17 protein-coding genes and 1 pseudogene are annotated in these 18,206 nt (G+C 64.6%); 8 read left to right on the plus strand and 10 right to left on the minus strand.

Going from position 1 to position 18,206, the window contains the following annotated elements; all coding sequences use genetic code 11:
- Positions 1-48: 48 nt before the first annotated feature.
- Positions 49-1,113, minus strand: coding sequence for a PhoH family protein (locus ACIBG0_RS16510; RefSeq protein WP_397033416.1), 1,065 nt, complete (start codon positions 1,111-1,113; stop codon positions 49-51).
- 204 nt (positions 1,114-1,317) lie between these two features.
- Positions 1,318-2,235, minus strand: a complete 918-nt coding sequence (locus ACIBG0_RS16515) for a LysR family transcriptional regulator (RefSeq protein WP_397033231.1) — start codon at positions 2,233-2,235, stop codon at positions 1,318-1,320.
- 88 nt (positions 2,236-2,323) lie between these two features.
- Here ACIBG0_RS16515 and ACIBG0_RS16520 point away from each other — a divergent pair, with 88 nt between their 5' ends.
- Both ACIBG0_RS16520 and ACIBG0_RS16525 read left to right on the plus strand, forming a co-directional pair.
- Positions 2,324-3,532: an MFS transporter gene (locus ACIBG0_RS16520; protein WP_397033233.1), complete on the plus strand. Its 1,209-nt coding sequence runs from the start codon at positions 2,324-2,326 to the stop codon at positions 3,530-3,532.
- 239 nt (positions 3,533-3,771) lie between these two features.
- Positions 3,772-4,323 (plus strand): hypothetical protein, encoded by a 552-nt coding sequence (locus ACIBG0_RS16525; RefSeq protein ID WP_397033235.1) that lies wholly within the window; start codon positions 3,772-3,774, stop codon positions 4,321-4,323.
- 122 nt (positions 4,324-4,445) lie between these two features.
- Here the strand turns inward: ACIBG0_RS16525 and ACIBG0_RS16530 are convergent, their stop codons facing one another.
- Positions 4,446-5,072, minus strand: a complete 627-nt coding sequence (locus ACIBG0_RS16530; RefSeq protein WP_397033237.1) for a TetR/AcrR family transcriptional regulator — start codon at positions 5,070-5,072, stop codon at positions 4,446-4,448.
- A 218-nt stretch (positions 5,073-5,290) separates the two neighbouring features.
- On the opposite strand from ACIBG0_RS16530, the gene ACIBG0_RS16535 reads away from it, so the two are divergent.
- The gene (locus ACIBG0_RS16535) at positions 5,291-6,223 is read left to right on the plus strand and encodes a metal-dependent hydrolase (RefSeq protein WP_397033238.1); all 933 of its coding nucleotides are present in this window, start codon (positions 5,291-5,293) and stop codon (positions 6,221-6,223) included.
- A pseudogene (locus ACIBG0_RS16540) lies at positions 6,223-7,356 on the plus strand (hypothetical protein); the annotation flags it as partial. The gene ACIBG0_RS16535 and the pseudogene ACIBG0_RS16540, both read left to right, overlap by 1 nt.
- Here the strand turns inward: ACIBG0_RS16540 and ACIBG0_RS16545 are convergent.
- The 7 genes from ACIBG0_RS16545 to ACIBG0_RS16575 form a co-directional block, all read right to left on the minus strand.
- The gene (locus ACIBG0_RS16545) at positions 7,324-8,064 is read right to left on the minus strand and encodes a 16S rRNA (uracil(1498)-N(3))-methyltransferase (protein WP_397033239.1); all 741 of its coding nucleotides are present in this window, start codon (positions 8,062-8,064) and stop codon (positions 7,324-7,326) included. The pseudogene ACIBG0_RS16540 and the gene ACIBG0_RS16545 overlap by 33 nt on opposite strands.
- Positions 8,065-8,067: 3 nt before the next feature.
- A complete protein-coding gene (dnaJ, locus tag ACIBG0_RS16550) occupies positions 8,068-9,222 on the minus strand; it encodes a molecular chaperone DnaJ (protein ID WP_397033241.1) in 1,155 nt (384 codons plus the stop codon).
- Between the two features lie 92 nt (positions 9,223-9,314).
- On the minus strand, positions 9,315-10,346 hold the full coding sequence (gene hrcA / locus ACIBG0_RS16555; protein ID WP_397033243.1) for a heat-inducible transcriptional repressor HrcA: 1,032 nt from the start codon (positions 10,344-10,346) through the stop codon (positions 9,315-9,317).
- A gap of 373 nt (positions 10,347-10,719) precedes the next feature.
- Positions 10,720-11,520: an alpha/beta fold hydrolase gene (locus ACIBG0_RS16560; RefSeq protein WP_397033245.1), complete on the minus strand. Its 801-nt coding sequence runs from the start codon at positions 11,518-11,520 to the stop codon at positions 10,720-10,722.
- Positions 11,521-11,811: 291 nt separating this feature from the next.
- Positions 11,812-12,027, minus strand: coding sequence for a hypothetical protein (locus ACIBG0_RS16565; protein WP_397033247.1), 216 nt, complete (start codon positions 12,025-12,027; stop codon positions 11,812-11,814).
- A 214-nt stretch (positions 12,028-12,241) separates the two neighbouring features.
- Positions 12,242-13,447 (minus strand): radical SAM family heme chaperone HemW, encoded by a 1,206-nt coding sequence (gene hemW / locus ACIBG0_RS16570; protein WP_397033248.1) that lies wholly within the window; start codon positions 13,445-13,447, stop codon positions 12,242-12,244.
- Positions 13,448-13,628: 181 nt separating this feature from the next.
- Positions 13,629-14,018 (minus strand): SgcJ/EcaC family oxidoreductase, encoded by a 390-nt coding sequence (locus ACIBG0_RS16575; protein WP_397033250.1) that lies wholly within the window; start codon positions 14,016-14,018, stop codon positions 13,629-13,631.
- A 211-nt stretch (positions 14,019-14,229) separates the two neighbouring features.
- Here ACIBG0_RS16575 and ACIBG0_RS16580 point away from each other — a divergent pair, with 211 nt between their 5' ends.
- From ACIBG0_RS16580 to cysD, 4 genes are all read left to right on the plus strand, one after another.
- Positions 14,230-14,322, plus strand: coding sequence for an Ms4527A family Cys-rich leader peptide (locus tag ACIBG0_RS16580; protein WP_357302009.1), 93 nt, complete (start codon positions 14,230-14,232; stop codon positions 14,320-14,322).
- Positions 14,323-14,459: 137 nt separating this feature from the next.
- Positions 14,460-16,271: a nitrite/sulfite reductase gene (locus tag ACIBG0_RS16585; protein WP_397033252.1), complete on the plus strand. Its 1,812-nt coding sequence runs from the start codon at positions 14,460-14,462 to the stop codon at positions 16,269-16,271.
- A gap of 14 nt (positions 16,272-16,285) precedes the next feature.
- Complete coding sequence (locus ACIBG0_RS16590) at positions 16,286-17,020, plus strand: phosphoadenylyl-sulfate reductase (protein WP_397033254.1); 735 nt, start codon at positions 16,286-16,288, stop codon at positions 17,018-17,020.
- 73 nt (positions 17,021-17,093) lie between these two features.
- The gene (gene cysD, locus ACIBG0_RS16595; RefSeq protein WP_397033255.1) at positions 17,094-18,023 is read left to right on the plus strand and encodes a sulfate adenylyltransferase subunit CysD; all 930 of its coding nucleotides are present in this window, start codon (positions 17,094-17,096) and stop codon (positions 18,021-18,023) included.
- The last annotated feature ends 183 nt before the right edge of the window (positions 18,024-18,206 follow it).

The following is an 18,206-nucleotide window of genomic DNA, read 5'->3' on the forward strand; positions in this document are numbered from 1 at the left end:
GTGTGCCCGGGCCCGCACCGCGCGGCTGGCCCGGACACGTCCCTCGCACTAGCGCCGATCTGCCCGGCTAGCGGCGCGGCGCTGTGCGCGATTGCCCGGATAGTGCGGTCCGACCTGGGTGACCCGCTCCGCCTCGGCCCGCTCGTAGGCGTCGACAATATCGGAGACCAACCGGTGCCGAACCACGTCGCTGCTGGTGAGCTCGGCGAAATGGATATCTTCGATGCCGGTCAGGATCTCATTCGCCGCGCGCAGACCCGAGCGCGCGCCATTGGGCAGGTCAACCTGGGTGACGTCACCTGTCACGACGATCTTCGAGCCGAATCCGAGTCGGGTCAGGAACATCTTCATCTGCTCGGCCGTGGTGTTCTGCGCCTCGTCGAGAATGATGAACGAATCGTTCAACGTGCGACCGCGCATGTACGCCAGCGGCGCGACCTCGATGACACCGGCCGCCATCAGCTTCGGAATCGCCTCCGGATCCATCATGTCGTGCAGCGCGTCGTAGAGCGGGCGCAGATACGGGTCGATCTTCTCGTTGAGCGTGCCGGGCAGGAAGCCGAGCCGCTCGCCCGCCTCGACGGCCGGACGGGTGAGGATGATCCGGTTGACCTGCTTGGTCTGCAATGCCTGCACGGCCTTGGCCATCGCCAGATACGTCTTGCCGGTGCCCGCGGGGCCGATGCCGAACACGATGGTGTTGGCGTCGATCGCGTCGACGTAGCGCTTCTGGTTGAGGGTCTTGGGACGGATGGTTTTACCGCGTCGGGACAGAATGTCCAGGCTCAGCACCTCGGCCGGGGATTCCGAGGAACCCTCGGTGAGCATGGAGACGGTGTGGCGCACCGCCTCCGGGGTCACCACCCGATTGCGACCGGTCAGCGCGACGAGCTGCTCGATCACCCGCTCGGCCAGCGCGACATCTGCCGCCTTGCCGGTGAGGGTGACGGAATTGCCGCGCACATGGATATCCGCATCCAGCAACTGCTCGAGTTCACGCAGGTTCTGGTCGGCCGAACCAAGGAAGGGGAACACGGATTCGGGAGCGAGTTCGATGCTGGAACGCACGGTGCGCGCTGCCGGACCCGATCCGTTGTCTGCACCCCGGGCGATGGAAGATGGGGTGGGTAGGCTCCCGCCTGCAGGAGGTGTAGTCGGGTCGCCGATCTCGCCTTGTGTTCTCAAAAGTGGCTATAGCCTGCTTTCCGGTCTCGAATTGCTCGTTGATGAAAGTTTAACGCGCACCACTGACAACACGCATTGAATAAACGGCTACCTTGGGGCCACCCGGGGTGGCGATTGCCTGCAGATCGCTGCCTACCGCCTCGGCAGCTGGATTCCCCCGCGCCGGCGTGCCCAATCCTCGGTGAAGTCACGAAATCGACGCACCGCATCCGATGGCGGGGCGGTCGCCGACCAGATCAGCCCCACATCGCGGGCCGCCGCCGCATCGGCGAGCGGGACGGTCACGATGCCCGATAGCGAACCGGCTGCCGAGGTGGGATCTTCCAGCGGCAGCAGCGCGACGCCGAGTCCGGCCGCGACCAGCCCCGCGGCGGTGAGCAGATCGCTCGACTCGAAGGCGATGTGGGGCCGGATATTCGCGGCGGCGCAGAGTTCGTCCAGAATGCGGCGCATACCGAAACCCGGATGCATGGTAATGAATTCGGCGTCGCCCAGTTCGGCGAGACGGATCTGTCGGCGGGCGGCGAGCCGATGTTCCGAGGGCACGGCCAGCACAAGTGGCTGCGCGAGCAGTTTGCGCCAGCCGAGACCCGCAGCCGAAGGACGGGGCGAGACGATCGCCAAATCCGCTGTACCGTCGACTATTTGATCGATAACCGCGTCGAACGCGCCCTGCCAAAGGGTGAACGAGATGCGGGGCGAACCGCGCCGGAAACCGCCGATCAGTTGCGGGATGAGCCAACTGCCGAAGGAATTCTGGAATGACAGGCGCACAATGCCTTTCGCCGGATCGGCGAGGTCGGCGACGGCCTGGGCGGCGGCATCGAGTTCGGACTGGGCGCGGCGAGCATGTTCGTAATAGGTCCGGCCGAACTCGTTCAGCACGATACGCTTTCCGTGGCGGTCGAAGAGTTCGACGCCGAGGCGGCGCTCGAGGCGGGCCAGCATGCGCGAGAGCGTCGGCTGGGCGATATGCAGCCGCTCGGCAGCCGCGCCGACCCGCTCCAGTTCGGCGAGTGTTGTGAACCACAGTAGGTCCTCACCCAGCACGTACGGACCTTCCCTTATGCGTCTGCTGCATTAGAAACTAGATTACTATTCATTTCCATACTTAAGGGCGTGCGCGGATTCTGATGCCATGACCAGCACATCAGACGAACGTCGGATCACAACGGCGCTGTTCGCGGCCGGGCTGACCACCTTCGCGTCGATGTACAGCGCGCAGGCGTTGCTGCCGAGTCTGTCGGCGGCATTCGGGGTCGCTCCGGCGCAGGCCGCCTTGGCCATGTCGTTGACCACCGGATTTCTCGCCATGGCGATCGTGCCGGTGAGTGCGTTGTCCGCGCGGATCGGGCGGACAACGGTGATGACCTGGTCGGCGGTGGTGTCGGCGGTCATCGGTCTACTGCTGCCGCTGAGCCCGTCGCTGGAGGTGCTGCTTGCGGGGCGGGCGCTGCAAGGGGTGGCATTGGCCGGGGTGCCTGCGGTGGCAATGGCGTATCTAGCGGAGGAGATCGGCGGGGATGGGCTGGGCGCGGCGATGGGTGTTTACGTGGCGGGCACGTCGATCGGTGGGTTGTCCGGGCGGTTGATTCCGGCATTCGCATTGGATCTGACCTCATGGCGCTGGGCCGAGGCCGCGATCGGGATGGCGGCGGCCGGTTGTACCGTCTGGTTCGTGCGCGGGTTGCCGCCGTCGCGTGGGTTCGTCGCTCGCCCTGCCGGAATGCATAGCGTGCTGAGTGATATCGGTGCGCCGTTGCGGCACGGCGGGCTGCTGGCGCTGTTCGGACTGGCCTTCGTACTGGTGGGCGGGTTCGTATCGATCTACAACTTCTTGGGCTATCGACTGACCAGACCGCCGTTCGAATTGCCTGCGGCCGTCGCGGGTTCGGTGTTCCTGCTGTATCTGGCGGGCACGCTCGCCTCGACCGCCGCCGGGCGGTGGGCCGATCGCATCGGCAAGCATCGCGCGCTCGCGGCTTCGGTCGCACTGATGGGCGTCGGCGTCCTGGTCAGCATCCCGGACCAGTTGATCGTGGTCATCCTAGGGATAACCCTCTGCACCGCAGGGTTTTTCGGCGCCCACGCGGTGGCGAGCACCTGGGTTGGCACGATAGCTCCCGGTGGCGCCGCATCGTCGCTGTACCTGTTCACCTATTACCTCGGCAGCGCCATCGTCGGCGGTACGGCGGGTATCGCATATGCTAAGGGAGGATGGGTCGGTCTGGCGGCCGGTGTCGGGGCGTTGCTGGCCGTGGCCGCAGTTCTGGTGTGGTACTTGGCGATTCACGCTCGCCGCGGGTTCGAAACCGCTTCCCTGGTATGTGCGGCACCGACGGCGTGATATCCGGCGCTCATGACCGTGGTCGCAGATCAGCGATCTGGGGGTGAGGATGAACCGCCCAAGCGCGGACGTTTCCAGCAATCGAAAGGCAATGTCACTGGATATCGCTCCACGGATAACACCACCACATTTGGGTCATATAGGCCGATCACAGAGGTGGCCGACCGTTAACTACCGAGGCTGCCTGGCCGATTCACTACTGTGACCGACATCAGATTCTCATCCTTTGGGGGTTTTACATGCTGATCTTCGGCTGGCAGAGGCGTCTGCACACGCTCGCGATGATCACTTTGGTCTGTGGCCGATGCGGCAACCCCGCCGCACACGCGCTACGCAGACTCGCCACCACGTTCACCGTCTTCTTCATCCCGATCCTCCCACTCGGCAACAAGCACTACATGGAATGCACCTGGTGCGGCGCATCGACACCCCTCGCCGTACCCCAAGTCACCGGCCTGATCGCCCGCGCCAACGCCGAAAAAATGGGCTCCACTACCCAGTACCAGCAGCCTCCCCAAGGCGCGCCCAACGGCCAGTGGCCCACCCCCGACGCACGCAACGCTCACCCGCAGCAGGCTGCCCTCGCCGTGCCTTACTCCCACCCACAGCAGCCAGCCCTCGGCGCACCCCACACCAGCTGGCAGCAGCAGCCCGCTCCCAGCGCACCGAACGCCCATCAGCAGCAACCAGCGCCCAACACGAACTGGCAGCAGCCCGCGGTCAGCAGACCCGACGCCAACTGGCAACAGCAGTCTGCTCCCGGCGTACCGAACGCCGACTGGCGGCGCTGACCCGAGCACCGATGGGGCGCGCCGACCGTAATCGAATGGCGGCGCGCCCCAACACGCCCGATGCCCTACGGCAGCGACCGCCGACGAGTAGCAATGACCCGAGCGACACACGCAGCGCCGGGTCAGCTTCCCCGATGAGTATCCGACTTCCGTTGGGCGATGATCGCGGCTCCCATCCAGCGTCGTAGATACCGACGCAGCTCACCGTCGCTTCGCGGCGGATTTCCCGGCGAAATGAAGAACGACTGCATTGTTCGCAGGATGTATTCGACGAGTTCGTGCAGCGACGCGTCGTCGTACCCGTATCGCGCCCAATCAACGTCGAAGCGTTTGATCATCGTCATGCCGAAGGTTTGCGCCGCTTCGGATGTCATGCCTTCGGGGTGCACATTCGAATATGTGCTCGACAGCAGAATGCCCAGATGGGGGGTCCGACGCACGTCGGCCAGCGTGAAGACCACACCCTCGGTCATGGCTTCGACCGGGTCCTCGATACCGCTGACCTGCATTGTCAGCCGATCCAGAAAATCATCGACCGATGCGATCGCCGCGGCCTGCATCAGCGTGTCCGCGCTGGGGAAGTATCGGTACACCGTCTGACGGATGACACCGAGCGATTCCGCGACGTCGGCAATGCTGATCTCCGAACCTGTCCGTCCGATGAGATCGACGGCGGCGGCGACTATTCGACGGGACGCTTCTTCATCGCTGTCCGGCGGGCTCCCGCCCCATCCACGCCTTCCTGCCACTGCTCGCTTCCTCGGTTCGAACCAATGTCCGTCGCGTGCGAAATCGGCAGCGGGACAACCCCGCCGACCGTCCTGATCAGGGGTTCGACGCTACCACAGGCATCGTCGCGCCATTCTCATCATACACTCGATCCGATCTGTGTATGATGACCCGCATCGAAGCTTCGACGCGTCCGAACACGGCTATAGCCCCCTTTCGAAACACGAGGTACAGCCAAGTGACTGATCTACAGGTCCGAAAGATGCGATTCGCATTCGCGGACTACGACGTACCGTTCCTGTGGAACGAAAAAAACCCAGCCTTCTCGTCCATGGCCAATGCGGTGTCCTTCCTGGCGATCGGCTTCGAGAAGATGATCGTCAATATGATTCGCGAGGCCATGCCGCGGATAACCGATCCCGAGGTCGCGGAGGAAGCCGACGCGTTCGTGCGCCAGGAAGGTCAACACTCGACCGCGCACCGCCAGCACGCCAACGGTCTGATCAGGCGATACCCAGGGCTCCAGGAAACCCTCAACGAAGTGATCGCGGAATTCGACCGCCTGACCACGCACACCTCCCTGGAATATCGACTGGCCTATACCGCCGACCTGGAGGCCACCTTCACCCCGGTGTTCAAACTGATGCTCGACAACGATTCGACCCTGTTCCGGCCGGGAGACGATCGCGTCGCATCGCTGTTCATCTGGCATTTCGTCGAGGAAGTCGAACACCGCAGCTCGGCGCTGATCATCTTCGATTCCATTGTCGGCAGTGACACCTACCGAATGCGCATGGCGCCGTCGATCTTCCGGCACGTTATGAAGGTCATCAAGGTTGCCTGCGCGGGCTTCAATAAGCATGTGCCGCAGGATGATCGGCACATCGACGCACTGGCGATGTTCGCGACGCACCGGGCTGCGCAGAAGCTGCGGAAGTTGTTGCGACTGCCCGTCGAGGACAACGGTCCGATGTCGCGCGCATTCGACGATCTACGACTCGGCGAACAACTGACCGCACTGGTGGGCGTCGTCCGTAGTCAATTGCCCAGACACAACCCGGATCACGAGAAATTGCCCGCACTCGCCGACGTTTGGTTCGAACGCTATAACGCCGGTTACGACGTATCGCACTGGTACACCGCCGATACCATTGCGGCACAGGGGGACTGATGTCCGATCATTGCGCACCCACATTCGACGAACTCGCAAAGGCGCTCGGCTTTTCCTGTCAGGAGGCCGGTGGACTCGTCGAAGTGCGGAACCCGTTCGCATTGGAGAACTGGACGCTGCCGGTTCTGGAGTTCACCATCGTGCTGGGCGCGATCCTCGCGCTGATCTATGCGATCGTGCGGTTGCGTCGGCACGCCGACCCCACCAATCTCGTGGTCTGGTTCGGCGCGACGGCGTATCTGTTCATTATCGAACCGCCGCTGTACTTCCCCGCGGCCTTCGGCATCGACGAACACGTCGACACCATGTTCGCGCACAACGTCTTCACTGTGGATTTCCTCTGGGGTCGACTCCCCCTCTATATCGTGGCGATCTACCCATTCATGGCCACACTGGCCTTCGAAATCGTCCGAATGCTCGGCGTTTTCCGTCGGTACGGTGTTCTCGTCGGCGCGGTGTGCGTGGGCTTCGTACACCACGGCTTCTATGAGATCTTCGACCATCTCGGACCGCAGCTGCGCTGGTGGGAATGGTCGATCGAAAACTCGCTCAATCAACCGATGTTCGATTCGGTACCGCTACCGAGTGTGGTGGTGTTCGCCGCGCTGTGGCCGATGTCGCTTGGGTTCTTCGTCCAGTTGTTCGTCGGCCGCTACGTCGACCAGGGCCGCAGCTTCTCCGGACCGCAGTTGGTGTGGCGCACGGTCGTCATCGGCCTTCTCGGGTCTTTGGGGACCGGTGTATTGCCGATCCCGGCAACTGTTTTCGGTGCCGGGAGCACCTCGGTGCGTGGATTCCTCTATGCGGCCGAATTGGTCATCGTCAGCATCGTCGCCCTTCCGGTGCTCATTCGGCAGTGGCTGCGGCTACGGCGAGAACACTCGGATTACACGAACGGCTTCGTGCGGGTTTACAGCGTCGTCTATCTGGCCGTGATGGCATTGCTCTGGATGACCGCGCTGCCCGATTACTTCGCCGCCGTCGACGGTTCGACGAGCAATGGCGACCCCATCGGGAATCTCTGGTATGCGCTGGGGTGCTTCACGGTGGCACTGCTTTGTGTGTTCGCGATCTTCACGGTGCCGTCCCGACCCGACCCGCTACCAGCGGGAGGTCAACGCGCCCAAAGCGCCGAGGGCGACGGCGGCAGCGGTGGAGGTGCGCAAGACGGTGGGTCCGAGCAGGGTTACGTCGGCGCCCGCACCAGTGAAGGCGGTGAGCTCGGAGTCGTCTAGCCCGCCTTCAGGGCCGACGACGAGCAGAATTTCGGTGGCCTCGGCGAAAGGCAACTCGACGAAGCGCGCGGTGCTGGATTCGTGTAGTGCCACCGCGATTCCACCCGCGGCGACGACCGCGCGGATTTTGTCGAGTAGCTCGCGGGTGCGGTGCAGCTCGGCGACCTCGGGAATATAGGCGCGACGGGATTGCCGGGCGGCCGTGCGGGCGGCGGCGCGCCATTTCTCGACCGCCTTGCCTGCCTTGGCTTCCCAATTGCCGATGCAGCGCGCGGCCTGCCACGGGATGATGACATCGGCGCCCGCTTCGGTCATCAGCTCGACGGCCAGCTCCGATCGGTCGGATTTCGGCAGCGCCTGTACCACGGTCACCCGCGGCGTCGCGGGCGCGGCAAGCATCCGGTCGAGCACCTTGAGCTCGAGCCGATCCTTCTGCGCCGCAACGACCTCCGATGCCGCGAGCAGACCGGAGCCATCCGACAGCGTGATCGGCTCGCCGACCCGGATGCGGCGAACGGTCGCGGCATGGCGTCCCTCCGGACCGTCCAGCACCGCGACGGCACCCGGCTGCGGAATATCGGAAAGATAGAAGACCGTGGCGGCCACGGACTATCGCCCGCTGAACGACGCTCGCAGCCGGGCGAACAGACCGCTGTTGTGCTCGGACTGCGCCGACATCACCTCGGCGCGGTCACCTGGGCGCATGCCCTTGTACTTGCGCAGCAGATCTGTGGTTTTCGCGTCGAGTTTGGTCGGCACCACGATGTCCAGATGCGCTAGTAGATCACCGCGCGCACCCGAGCGCAGGCGCGGCATGCCGTGACCGCGCAGCACCGAGATCTCACCCGGTTGAGTGCCAGGCGGAATGGTCAGCTCGGTCGGGCCGTCCAGGATGGTGTCGATGACGACGGTGGTGCCGAGTGCGGCATCGACCATCGGCACCCGGATGGTGCAGTGCAGGTCGTCGCCGTCGCGCACGAAGACATCGTGCGGCTGCTCGACGATCTCCACATACAGATCGCCAGCATGCCCACCGCCGGGGCCGACCTCGCCCTGCGCGGCCAGCCGCACTCGCATGCCATTGGCCACACCGGCCGGAATCGGCGCGGCGATCTCACGACGTGCCCGCACCCGGCCGTCGCCACCACACTTGTGGCACGGATCCGGAATGGTCTCACCAGCACCGCGACAGGTCGGACACGGACGTGAGGTCAGCACCTGCCCGAGGAAAGAACGCTGCACGGACTGGACCTCACCCGCACCACCGCAGGTTTCACAGCGCACCGCCTTGGACTTGCCGTTGGTACCGGCCCCGTGGCAGATATCGCAGAGGATGGCGGTGTCGACGGTCAGGTGCTTGGTCACACCGACCGCGCATTCGGCCAGACTGAGCCGGGTCCGCAGCAGCGAATCCGCACCGGGCTGCACCCGGCCACGCGGCTTGCGCGCCCCGCCGGAGCTGCCGCTCATACCGCCGAAGAATGCCTCGAAGACGTCGCCGAGCCCACCGAAACCGGCACCGGAGAAGCCCGCGCCGCCACCACCGGCTTCCAGCGGATCGCCGCCCATATCGACGACCCGCCGCTTCTCCGGGTCCGACAGCACCTCGTAGGCGGTCGACACGTCCTTGAACTTGGCCTGCGCCGCCTCGTCGGGGTTGACGTCGGGGTGGAGCTCCCGCGCAAGCTTGCGGTAGGCGCGCTTGATCTCCTGGTCGGTCGCGTTCTTCGCGACGCCGAGCAGTCCGTAGTAGTCCCGTGCCACTTGAGTTCTCTAGTCCTTGGTTTGCAACAGCATTAGTCGGATGCACTCAACTTTATCCGCCGGAGGATCGAGCGTATCAGCGACGGGGCCCATCAGCGCTCCGCGAGCACCTCACCGATATATCGGGCAACGGCCGCGACCGATGCGATGGTCCCCGGATAGTCCATCCGAGTCGGACCGAGCACGCCCATACCGCCGAGCACCGCACCCGCGGCACCGTAGCCGGTCGATACGACCGAGGTGCCCCGCATCTGCTCGACCTGCGTTTCCTCGCCGATGCGCACCGTGACGGTACCCGGATGCTGTGCGGCGGCGAGCAGCTTCAGCACGATCACCTGTTCCTCCAATGCCTCGAGCACATCGCGCAGCGAACCGGGAAAGACGAAGTCGCCAGCATTGCGGGTCAGGTTGGCGGTGCCGCCGAGCACCAAGCGCTCCTCCGGATGCTCGACCAGGGTCTCGACGAGCACGGTCGAGACGCGCACCAACACATCCCTCAGTCGCACCGGCGCCCGCTCGGGCAGTTCGGCGACGGCCGCGGAGGCGTCGGCGAGGCGCTTGCCGTCCATCGCGCCACCGAGCATGCCCCGCAGTGCGGCGAGGTCCTGGTCGTCGATGAGCGCGCCGAGTTCCACAAGACGTTGGTCGACACGACCGGTATCTGTGATCACGACCAGCAGCAACCGAGCCGGATTCAGCGCGACCACCTCGATATGGCGGACCGTGGAGGCCGACACCGTCGGATACTGAACGACCGCGACCTGGCGGGTCAGCTGAGCAAGCAGCCGGACACCGCGGCGCAGTACATCGTCGAGATCGACGCCGGACTCCAGGAATTCCATGATCGCCCGGCGCTCGGCCGGTGAGAGCGGCTTCACCTCGGAGATGCGGTCGACGAACTGCCGGTAGCCCTTATCGGTCGGAATGCGACCGGAACTGGTGTGCGGCTGGGTGATGTAGCCCTCGGCCTCCAACACCGCCATATCGTTGCGAACCGTCGCGCTGGATACCCCGAGGTTGTGCCGCTCCACCAGGGTCTTCGACCCGATCGGCTCCTTGGTCGCGACATAGTCCGCGACGATCGCACGCAGGACCTCGAAGCGCCGATCCTCGGTGCTCGACATGGGCCCCACCTCCTCGCTCGCCCTCGGGTACGTCGTAACGGTCACGTGCGCACCGTCCGCATCGACCCGAATTCGATGCAGGTTACTTGGTACGTCTATTTATCCAGTCTAATTGCCTACTCGACAATTGCCCGTTCGCACACCTTGCACACTTGTGACCCAGGTCTCCTCGGGACCGACGGACGTTGCGCCGGAGCGAGATCCGACCGCTACTCCCGCCAAAGCTGCGAGGTACAGGGCAAGCGCGCACGCGTGTACGCCGAGTCGAGCGATCGTTGTCGAGGCCGGGGCGAACCACCGTACGACTCGCCCCGATGGCGGCGGTCAGGAGCGCGTGGCGGTGCCGAGCAATCGGCGGACGCTTCTGGAGCGGTCAGCGGGCCGCACTCTCTACTACAGCGGCGACCTCGGTGGGATGGGAGACCAAGGAGGCGTGGGATGCGGCGATTTCTGATGTATGGGCACCCATGCGATCGGCCATGAAGCGTTGGGAGGCAGGGGGAATTACGCGGTCGTTGGCTGAGACGAGATACCAGCTCGGAGTCGAGGACCAGGAGGGGGTGCCGGAGGGTTCGAGGTTGGCGGATACGGCCAGGGAGCGCTGGTGGGCGATCATATCGGCGGCTACTTCGGGGGAGACGTCTTGGGCGAAGACGGAGTTGAAGTAGTCGGGGGCTACGTAGCCGTCGAGGTTCTTGCCTGCCACGCCATTCGGATCGTCGACCAGACGCACCTGGAGTGCCGGGGGCAGTAACTGGCTGCCGGGGAAGCTGATCGGGTTGATTTCGAGAAGTGCGGATTCGCCTTGTACCGGGGCGAAGGCCGCAATGTATACCAGCGCTCGGACTTTCGGGTCGTGGATGTTGCTGATAACGAAACCGCCATACGAATGCCCCACCAGAACAACAGGTCCGGAGATGGTGTCGAGAGTGCGCTGGATGGCCGCGGCGTCGAAGGCGGGGCCGCGCAGCGGATTGTCTGGAACAACCACCTGATAACCCTGATCGCGCAGTGTCGCGGCCACGCCGTTCCAACTCGTGGTGTCGGCGAAGGCGCCGTGTACGAGCACGATCGTCGGGGAGGGTTCGGCGGCTGCGGGGGCGGCCGCGAGGACGGGCGTGAAAGCAAAGGTGAGCGCCGCGATGCAGGTGCGAAGACTACGGGTGATTTTCATCGGAGTCCTGCCTGTCGTCGTTGATGCTGTCGGCAAATGATGTTGTCACCTTTTGCCGAGCACCAATAGCGAGACGGACTGATCGGTCGGCTACGCCGCCCAGAGCGAGCACCAACCAAAACCACTCATACCTATTCCACGCTGCCGCGAAGGCTCGAGCACCTCGCATAGCGGCTGACTACCTCGCACACCGCCAACGTTGCGCGAGGTAGCGACAGCTTGTGCGGGAGCCCCGCTGCCGCAGGCAGCACTTGGGAGGCTGCGGCACGCAGCAAGTGGACGAGCCCGCAGTTACAGCTTGGACACGGTTTTTGCCATCTTGCCCGCCAGCGCGTCGAGGCCGAGCATCGCGAGTAATGACTCGCAATCCGCCGCGTTCTCGGCGTGGCTGGCGACCGTCCTGGCGGCTACAGCGCACTGTCGTGCAGTTTCGGCCTTCTCCGCGGCCCGCGCTTCGGCGAACTCGCTCTGCTCGGAGATAAGGGTGATGTGTCGTGCCGGTGGCATAGGACTCCTTGGGTTGTCCGCAGCCTACGCGTCTTTACCGATCTGTGACAGTGCAACGGACAGCATTCGATGAAACCAACCGTGAAATGCGGATGAGTCACAATTGCGCGCCAGGCGGGCTCGCCATCGTCGGCCAGTTCGATGATGTCCTTGCCACCCGCACCCGTCGCGAGGGCGATCGAGCTCGGCGACGAACGGTATCGCCCAAGCGAAGTCAGGTCAGCAAGTCTCGGATGACGCCGTCGGCGAGTAGGCGACCACGATCGGTCAGAATCAGGCTGTCATCGGAGCGAATTGCCAAGCCGTCGGCAATGATTCGGGTCGCGGCGGCGGATTCTGTTGGATCCAATTCGTGCAGTGGCAGACCGGTGCGTAGGCGGATGGCGAGCATGACGCGTTCGGTGTGCTGCTCGTCGGCGGTGAGGACTTCCCAGCCCGCGGCTGGGAAACCGCCGCGCGCGACGGTATCGGCATAGCGCGCAGGGTGTTTGACGTTCCACCAGCGGACCCCGCCGACGTGGCTGTGCGCGCCGGGGCCCGCGCCGAGCCAGTCACCGCCGTCCCAGTAGCCGAGGTTGTGCCGACAGCGCGCGGAATCGTCTGCGGCCCAATTGGATACCTCGTACCACGTGAGGCCCGCGGCGTTGAGGCGTGCGTCGATGCGCTCGTAGCGGGCGGCCAGCACATCGTCGTCGGGGGCGGGAAGTTCGCCGCGACGCACGCGGCGGGCCAGGGCGGTGCCGTCCTCGACGATGAGCGAGTAGGCCGAGACATGGTCGACGCCCGCGTTCAGCACCGCATCCAAGCTCGCGTCCAGATCACTGTCGCGTTCACCCGGCGTGCCGTAGATCAGATCGAGATTCACATGCTCGAATCCGGCCGCGCGGGCCTCCTTGGCAGCGGCCACTGCCCGGCCTGGCGTGTGAGTGCGGTCCAGCACCTTCAGCACATGCTGGGCCGCGGATTGCATGCCGAGCGAGACCCGGGTGAATCCGGCCGCGCGAATGCGTTCGAAGAACTGCGGTGAGGTCGACTCCGGATTGGATTCGGTCGTCACCTCGGCATCGGCGGCGAGGGTGAAGTTCACGCGCACCGAGTCCAGCACGTCCGCCAAGCCGTCACCGCCGAGCAGGGATGGTGTGCCACCGCCGACGAAGATCGTCGCCACCTCGGGTGTGGCCGTCGGCAGGGCAGCAAACCGTTCGGCCGCAGTCGCCAACTCACCGCGCAACGCTTCGAGCCAGGACTGCGGCGACGCCGAGGTGCCCAGTTCACCAGCGGTATAGGTGTTGAAATCGCAATATCCGCAGCGTGTGGCACAGAACGGCACATGGATGTAGATCCCGAACGGCCCGCCGCCGAAGTCGCGCAGCACCAGGGCAGGCGTCTCGGTCTCGATCGGGGCGACGACGGAACTCACCACTCCAGTGTGACCGTCGCTCTGCCGGCCCCTGTCACCAGGCACCCCCTGCTCCCGTAGGCGGGGACCCTTGGCCGTAGTCCGCGAACCAGATCCACATGTCTCGAGGTCCGCAGGATTGCAGACGGTCGACGGGGACCATCAGCACAATTCGAGCAAACGGGACAAACCGCAGCGGAGATCAGTCGGCGACCAGCGTGTTCTGGTTGGCCGTCAAGACCCATCGGCCGTCCTCCTTGGCCATCACATACATCGGCGAACCCTGACCGGTCAGCTGACCGTTCCCGTCGAAGTACCGCTGGACCACCTTGACCGCCGCCACGTCAGGCCGGATGAACAGCACGTGCTCGACCTCGTAGGTCGCGGTACCGTCCCGCATCGCACCCGGCAGGACCTGGGCGGTGAACTCGGCGATGGCAGTGCGACCGAACAGGCGCTTGCCGCTGCCGGTCGTCCAGATGGCGTCCGGGCGAAACAGTCCGACGAACTCGGCGACCAGCTCCTTCTGCTGGGAGTGTTGAACGGCGGCGACGACCGCGCGGATGGCGTCGAGATCGGTTTCGGTGCTCATGCCAGCGAGCTTGCTACCTCGACCTAACTCGAGGTCAACCCGAGTGACTCGCTTCACCGGCGGCGATCTCGACGAATCATGCGACGCATTCAGACCACTAACTATGACGGCCATCACAATCGGCTCGCGTAGTCCAGGGAATTTCCCTAGATTTCGCGGGAAATATGGCCACCCGGTCGGAAGGGCCATTCTGACGTGGCAGAATAGCCGCATGCGCGGATCTGGAGTACGACTTGTGGCACGTCGCCACGTCGACTACAAGCGCGTCTGTAGTGCCTGCTGTCTGCCCGGTTCCCACCGGTAGCTCAGCGGCGCGCATTCCCGGGATTGCCCGGTGATCACCCGATTTCGACGGACATCGGCCCGCTGACACCGCAGGCGTGAGTTCAGCCCCTCACGCCTTCAGCACGGATGTACCCTCACCCAGCAGGAGCGACCCCCATGACGTCGAGCACCGACGCCGGTCCAACGGATCAGCCCCAGCCGGAATCCCGGCCCGGGCAGCATGCGCGCCCGGTCCGCCCGGCCTCCGAACGACGCGTCCGTCCGGACCGTCCCCGGACCGAGGCACCGACGGGCCCGCGGGTCCGCACGGGTAAGCCGGTGCGCCGCAAGGCCGAGGGCCAGTGGGCGCTCGGCTACCGCGAGCCGCTGAACCCGAACGAGCAGTCCAAGAAGGACGACAACCCGCTCAATGTCCGGGCCCGGATCGAGAACATCTATTCCAAACAGGGCTTCGACAGCATCGACAAGGGCGATCTGCGCGGCCGGTTCCGCTGGTGGGGTCTCTACACCCAGCGCGAACAGGGCTACGACGGCACCTGGACCGGTGACGAGAACATCGACCTTCTCGAGGCCAGGTACTTCATGATGCGCATCCGCTGTGATGGCGGCGCATTGAATGTCGCGCAACTGAAGACCCTCGGCGGGATCTCCACCGAATTCGCCCGCGACACCGCGGACCTGTCCGATCGCGAGAACGTCCAGTACCACTGGATCGAGGTCGAGAACGTCCCCGAGATCTGGAAGCGGATCGAAGGTGTCGGCCTGAAGACCACCGAGGCATGCGGCGACTGCCCGCGTGTCGTGCTCGGCTCACCGCTGGCCGGTGAATCGCTGAACGAGATCATCGACCCGACGCCCGCGATCGACGAGATCGTTCGCCGCTACATCGGCAAGAAGGAGTACTCCAACCTGCCGCGCAAGTTCAAGACCGCGATCTCGGGCCAGCAGGATGTGGTGCACGAGATCAACGATGTCGCGTTCGTCGGGGTGAATCACCCGGAACACGGCCCTGGCTTGGATCTCTGGGTCGGCGGCGGCCTTTCGACGAATCCGATGCTGGCCCAGCGCGTCGGCGTGTGGGTACCGCTGGATGAGGTCCCCGATGTGTGGGAGGCCGTCGTCTCGGTCTTCCGCGATTACGGCTACCGCCGCCTGCGCACCAAGGCCCGGTTGAAGTTCCTGATCAAGGACTGGGGCATCGAGAAGTTCCGTCAGGTGCTCGAGGACGAGTACCTGAAGCGCAAGCTGATCGACGGTCCCGCCCCGGAACAGCCGACGAAGCCGATCGATCACGTGGGCGTGCAGCGGCTGCGCAACGGGCTCAATGCGGTCGGCTTCTCCCCCATCGCGGGCCGAGTGTCGGGCACCGTGTTGACCAAGGTCGCCGAGGCGGCGGAGAAGTACGGCTCGGACCGGATCCGGTTCACCCCGTACCAGAAGCTGATCATTCTCGATATCGCCGACGATCAGGTCGATGCGTTGATCGACGAGCTGGAACCCCTTGGCCTGCAGGCACGTCCGTCGCTGTGGCGCCGGAACCTGATGGCCTGCTCCGGAATCGAATTCTGCAAGCTCTCCTTCGCCGAGACCCGCAAGCGCTCCCAGGCGTTGGTGCCGGAGTTGGAGGAACGGCTCGCGGATCTCAATGCGCAGCTCGATGTTCCAGTGACCATCAATATCAACGGCTGCCCGAACTCTTGCGCGCGTTCACAGATCGCCGATATCGGCTTCAAGGGTCAGCTGATCGACGACGGCGCCGGGAATCATGTCGAGGGTTTCCAGGTTCATCTCGGTGGCAGCCTGGGCTTCGACAGCGCCTTCGGTCGGAAATTGCGTCAGCACAAGGTGACCACCAACGAACTCGGTGACTACATCGAACGGGTGGTGCGCAACTTCATCAAGCACCGCGAGGACGGCGAACGGTTCGCTCAGTGGGCGGTTCGTGCCGACGAAGCCGACCTTCGGTAAATGGGAGAACTAGCGTGACAACGGATCAAGTACAGGTGGACCTGCCCGCGAAGCTGTCGGAAGAAGAGTTGCGGGCGATCGCCGAAAAAGGCGCGGCCGAACTCGGTCCCGATGCCACGGCAATGGATTTGCTGCGCTGGACCGAGGACACCTTCGGCACCGGCTACATCGTCGCCTCGAATATGCAGGACGGTGTGCTCGTTCACCTTGCCGCCCAAGTGCATTCGGGTGTCGACGTGCTCTTCCTCGACACCGGCTACCACTTCGCCGAGACCATCGGCACCCGCGATGCCGTGGAAGCCGTGTACGGCGTGAATGTGATCAATGTGCGGCCGGAAAACACGGTGGCCGAACAGGATCAGTTGCTCGGCAAGGATTTGTTCGCGCGTGATGCCGGTGAATGCTGCCGGTTGCGCAAGGTTGTACCGCTGAAGCGCTCGCTCGGCGGCTACAACGCCTGGGTCACCGGCATCCGCCGCGTGGAGGCTCCGACCCGGGCCAACGCCCCGCTCATCTCGTTCGACGAGGCGTTCGGACTGGTGAAGATCAACCCGATCGCCGCCTGGTCCGACGACGAGATGCAGGCCTATATCGAACAGCACGGCATCCTCGTCAATCCCCTGGTGGAAGAGGGATATCCGTCCATCGGCTGCGCTCCGTGCACACGGAAGCCGGAGCCGGGTTCCGATCCGCGAAGCGGCCGTTGGGCCGGCCTCGCCAAGACCGAATGCGGGTTGCACACCGCATGACCGAGTCAGGGCCCGGAGGAGGCAGCCTGCGTAACCACGTAGGGCCTCTCGGGCATGCAGAAAGCGACACAGCATGACCGAAACCATCAGCGCACGATCTTTGGGCATTACCGATTTCGACACCCTTGCGGCGTTGGAGTCGGAGTCGATCCACATCTTCCGTGAGGTGGCAGGCGAATTCGAGCGGCCGGTGATCCTGTTCTCCGGCGGTAAGGATTCCACGGTGCTGCTGCACCTGGCGCTCAAGGCCTTCTGGCCCGCGCCGCTGCCGTTTGCGCTGCTGCACGTCGACACCGGGCACAACCTGCCCGAGGTGCTCGAATTCCGCGACAAGATCGTCGAAAAGTATGGCCTGCGACTGCATGTCGCGAAGGTCGAGGACTACCTGGCCGACGGTCGGCTCACCGAGCGCCCGGACGGTATCCGCAATCCGCTGCAGACGGTGCCACTGTTGGACGCCATCACCGAGCACCGCTTCGACGCGGTCTTCGGCGGCGGCCGACGCGATGAGGAGCGTTCGCGCGCCAAGGAGCGAATCTTCTCGCTGCGCAACGCCTTCGGGCAGTGGGATCCGAAGCGGCAGCGGCCCGAGCTGTGGAATCTGTACAACGGCAAGCACGCTCCCGGCGAGCACGTCCGGGTGTTCCCGCTGAGCAACTGGACCGAGCTCGATATCTGGCGCTACATCGCGCGTGAGGATATCGATCTGGCGAGCATCTACTACTCGCACGAGCGTCCGGTGTACCAGCGCGATGGCATGTGGATGACGCCCGGCGTCTGGGGCGGCCCGCGCGACGGCGAGGTGCTCGAGACCCGTTCGGTGCGCTACCGCACCGTCGGCGACGGATCCTCCACCGGCGCAATTCTTTCCGACGCTGCCGATAACGAGGCGATCCTCGCCGAGGTGGCCGCGTCCCGTTTGACCGAGCGCGGTGCGACTCGTGGCGACGACCGAGTGTCGGAGGCCGCGATGGAAGACCGCAAACGAGAAGGCTACTTCTGATGCGTTCCGAGCTACTCACCGGACCGAGCGCGGCGCACAGTGCCCAATCCTGGGTGAGCGACGACCGAGTGTCGGAGGCCGCGATGCAAGACCGCAAACGAGAAGGCTACTTCTGATGCGTTCCGAGCTACTCACCGGACCGAGCGCGGCGCACAGTGCCCAATCCTGGGTGAGCGACGACCG

Source organism: Nocardia sp. NPDC050630, from assembly GCF_044457245.1.
Taxonomy (GTDB): domain Bacteria; phylum Actinomycetota; class Actinomycetes; order Mycobacteriales; family Mycobacteriaceae; genus Nocardia.

Coding starts and splice junctions, on each gene's coding strand:
- cysD (WP_397033255.1), top strand. CDS start 17,094: ATGACCGAAACCATCAGCGCACGATCTTTGGGCATTACCGATTTCGAC.
- ACIBG0_RS16585 (WP_397033252.1), top strand. CDS start 14,460: ATGACGTCGAGCACCGACGCCGGTCCAACGGATCAGCCCCAGCCGGAA.
- ACIBG0_RS16565 (WP_397033247.1), bottom strand. CDS start 12,027: ATGCCACCGGCACGACACATCACCCTTATCTCCGAGCAGAGCGAGTTC.
- hrcA (WP_397033243.1), bottom strand. CDS start 10,346: ATGTCGAGCACCGAGGATCGGCGCTTCGAGGTCCTGCGTGCGATCGTC.
- ACIBG0_RS16560 (WP_397033245.1), bottom strand. CDS start 11,520: ATGAAAATCACCCGTAGTCTTCGCACCTGCATCGCGGCGCTCACCTTT.
- ACIBG0_RS16525 (WP_397033235.1), top strand. CDS start 3,772: ATGCTGATCTTCGGCTGGCAGAGGCGTCTGCACACGCTCGCGATGATC.
- ACIBG0_RS16575 (WP_397033250.1), bottom strand. CDS start 14,018: ATGAGCACCGAAACCGATCTCGACGCCATCCGCGCGGTCGTCGCCGCC.
- ACIBG0_RS16520 (WP_397033233.1), top strand. CDS start 2,324: ATGACCAGCACATCAGACGAACGTCGGATCACAACGGCGCTGTTCGCG.
- ACIBG0_RS16580 (WP_357302009.1), top strand. CDS start 14,230: ATGCGCGGATCTGGAGTACGACTTGTGGCACGTCGCCACGTCGACTAC.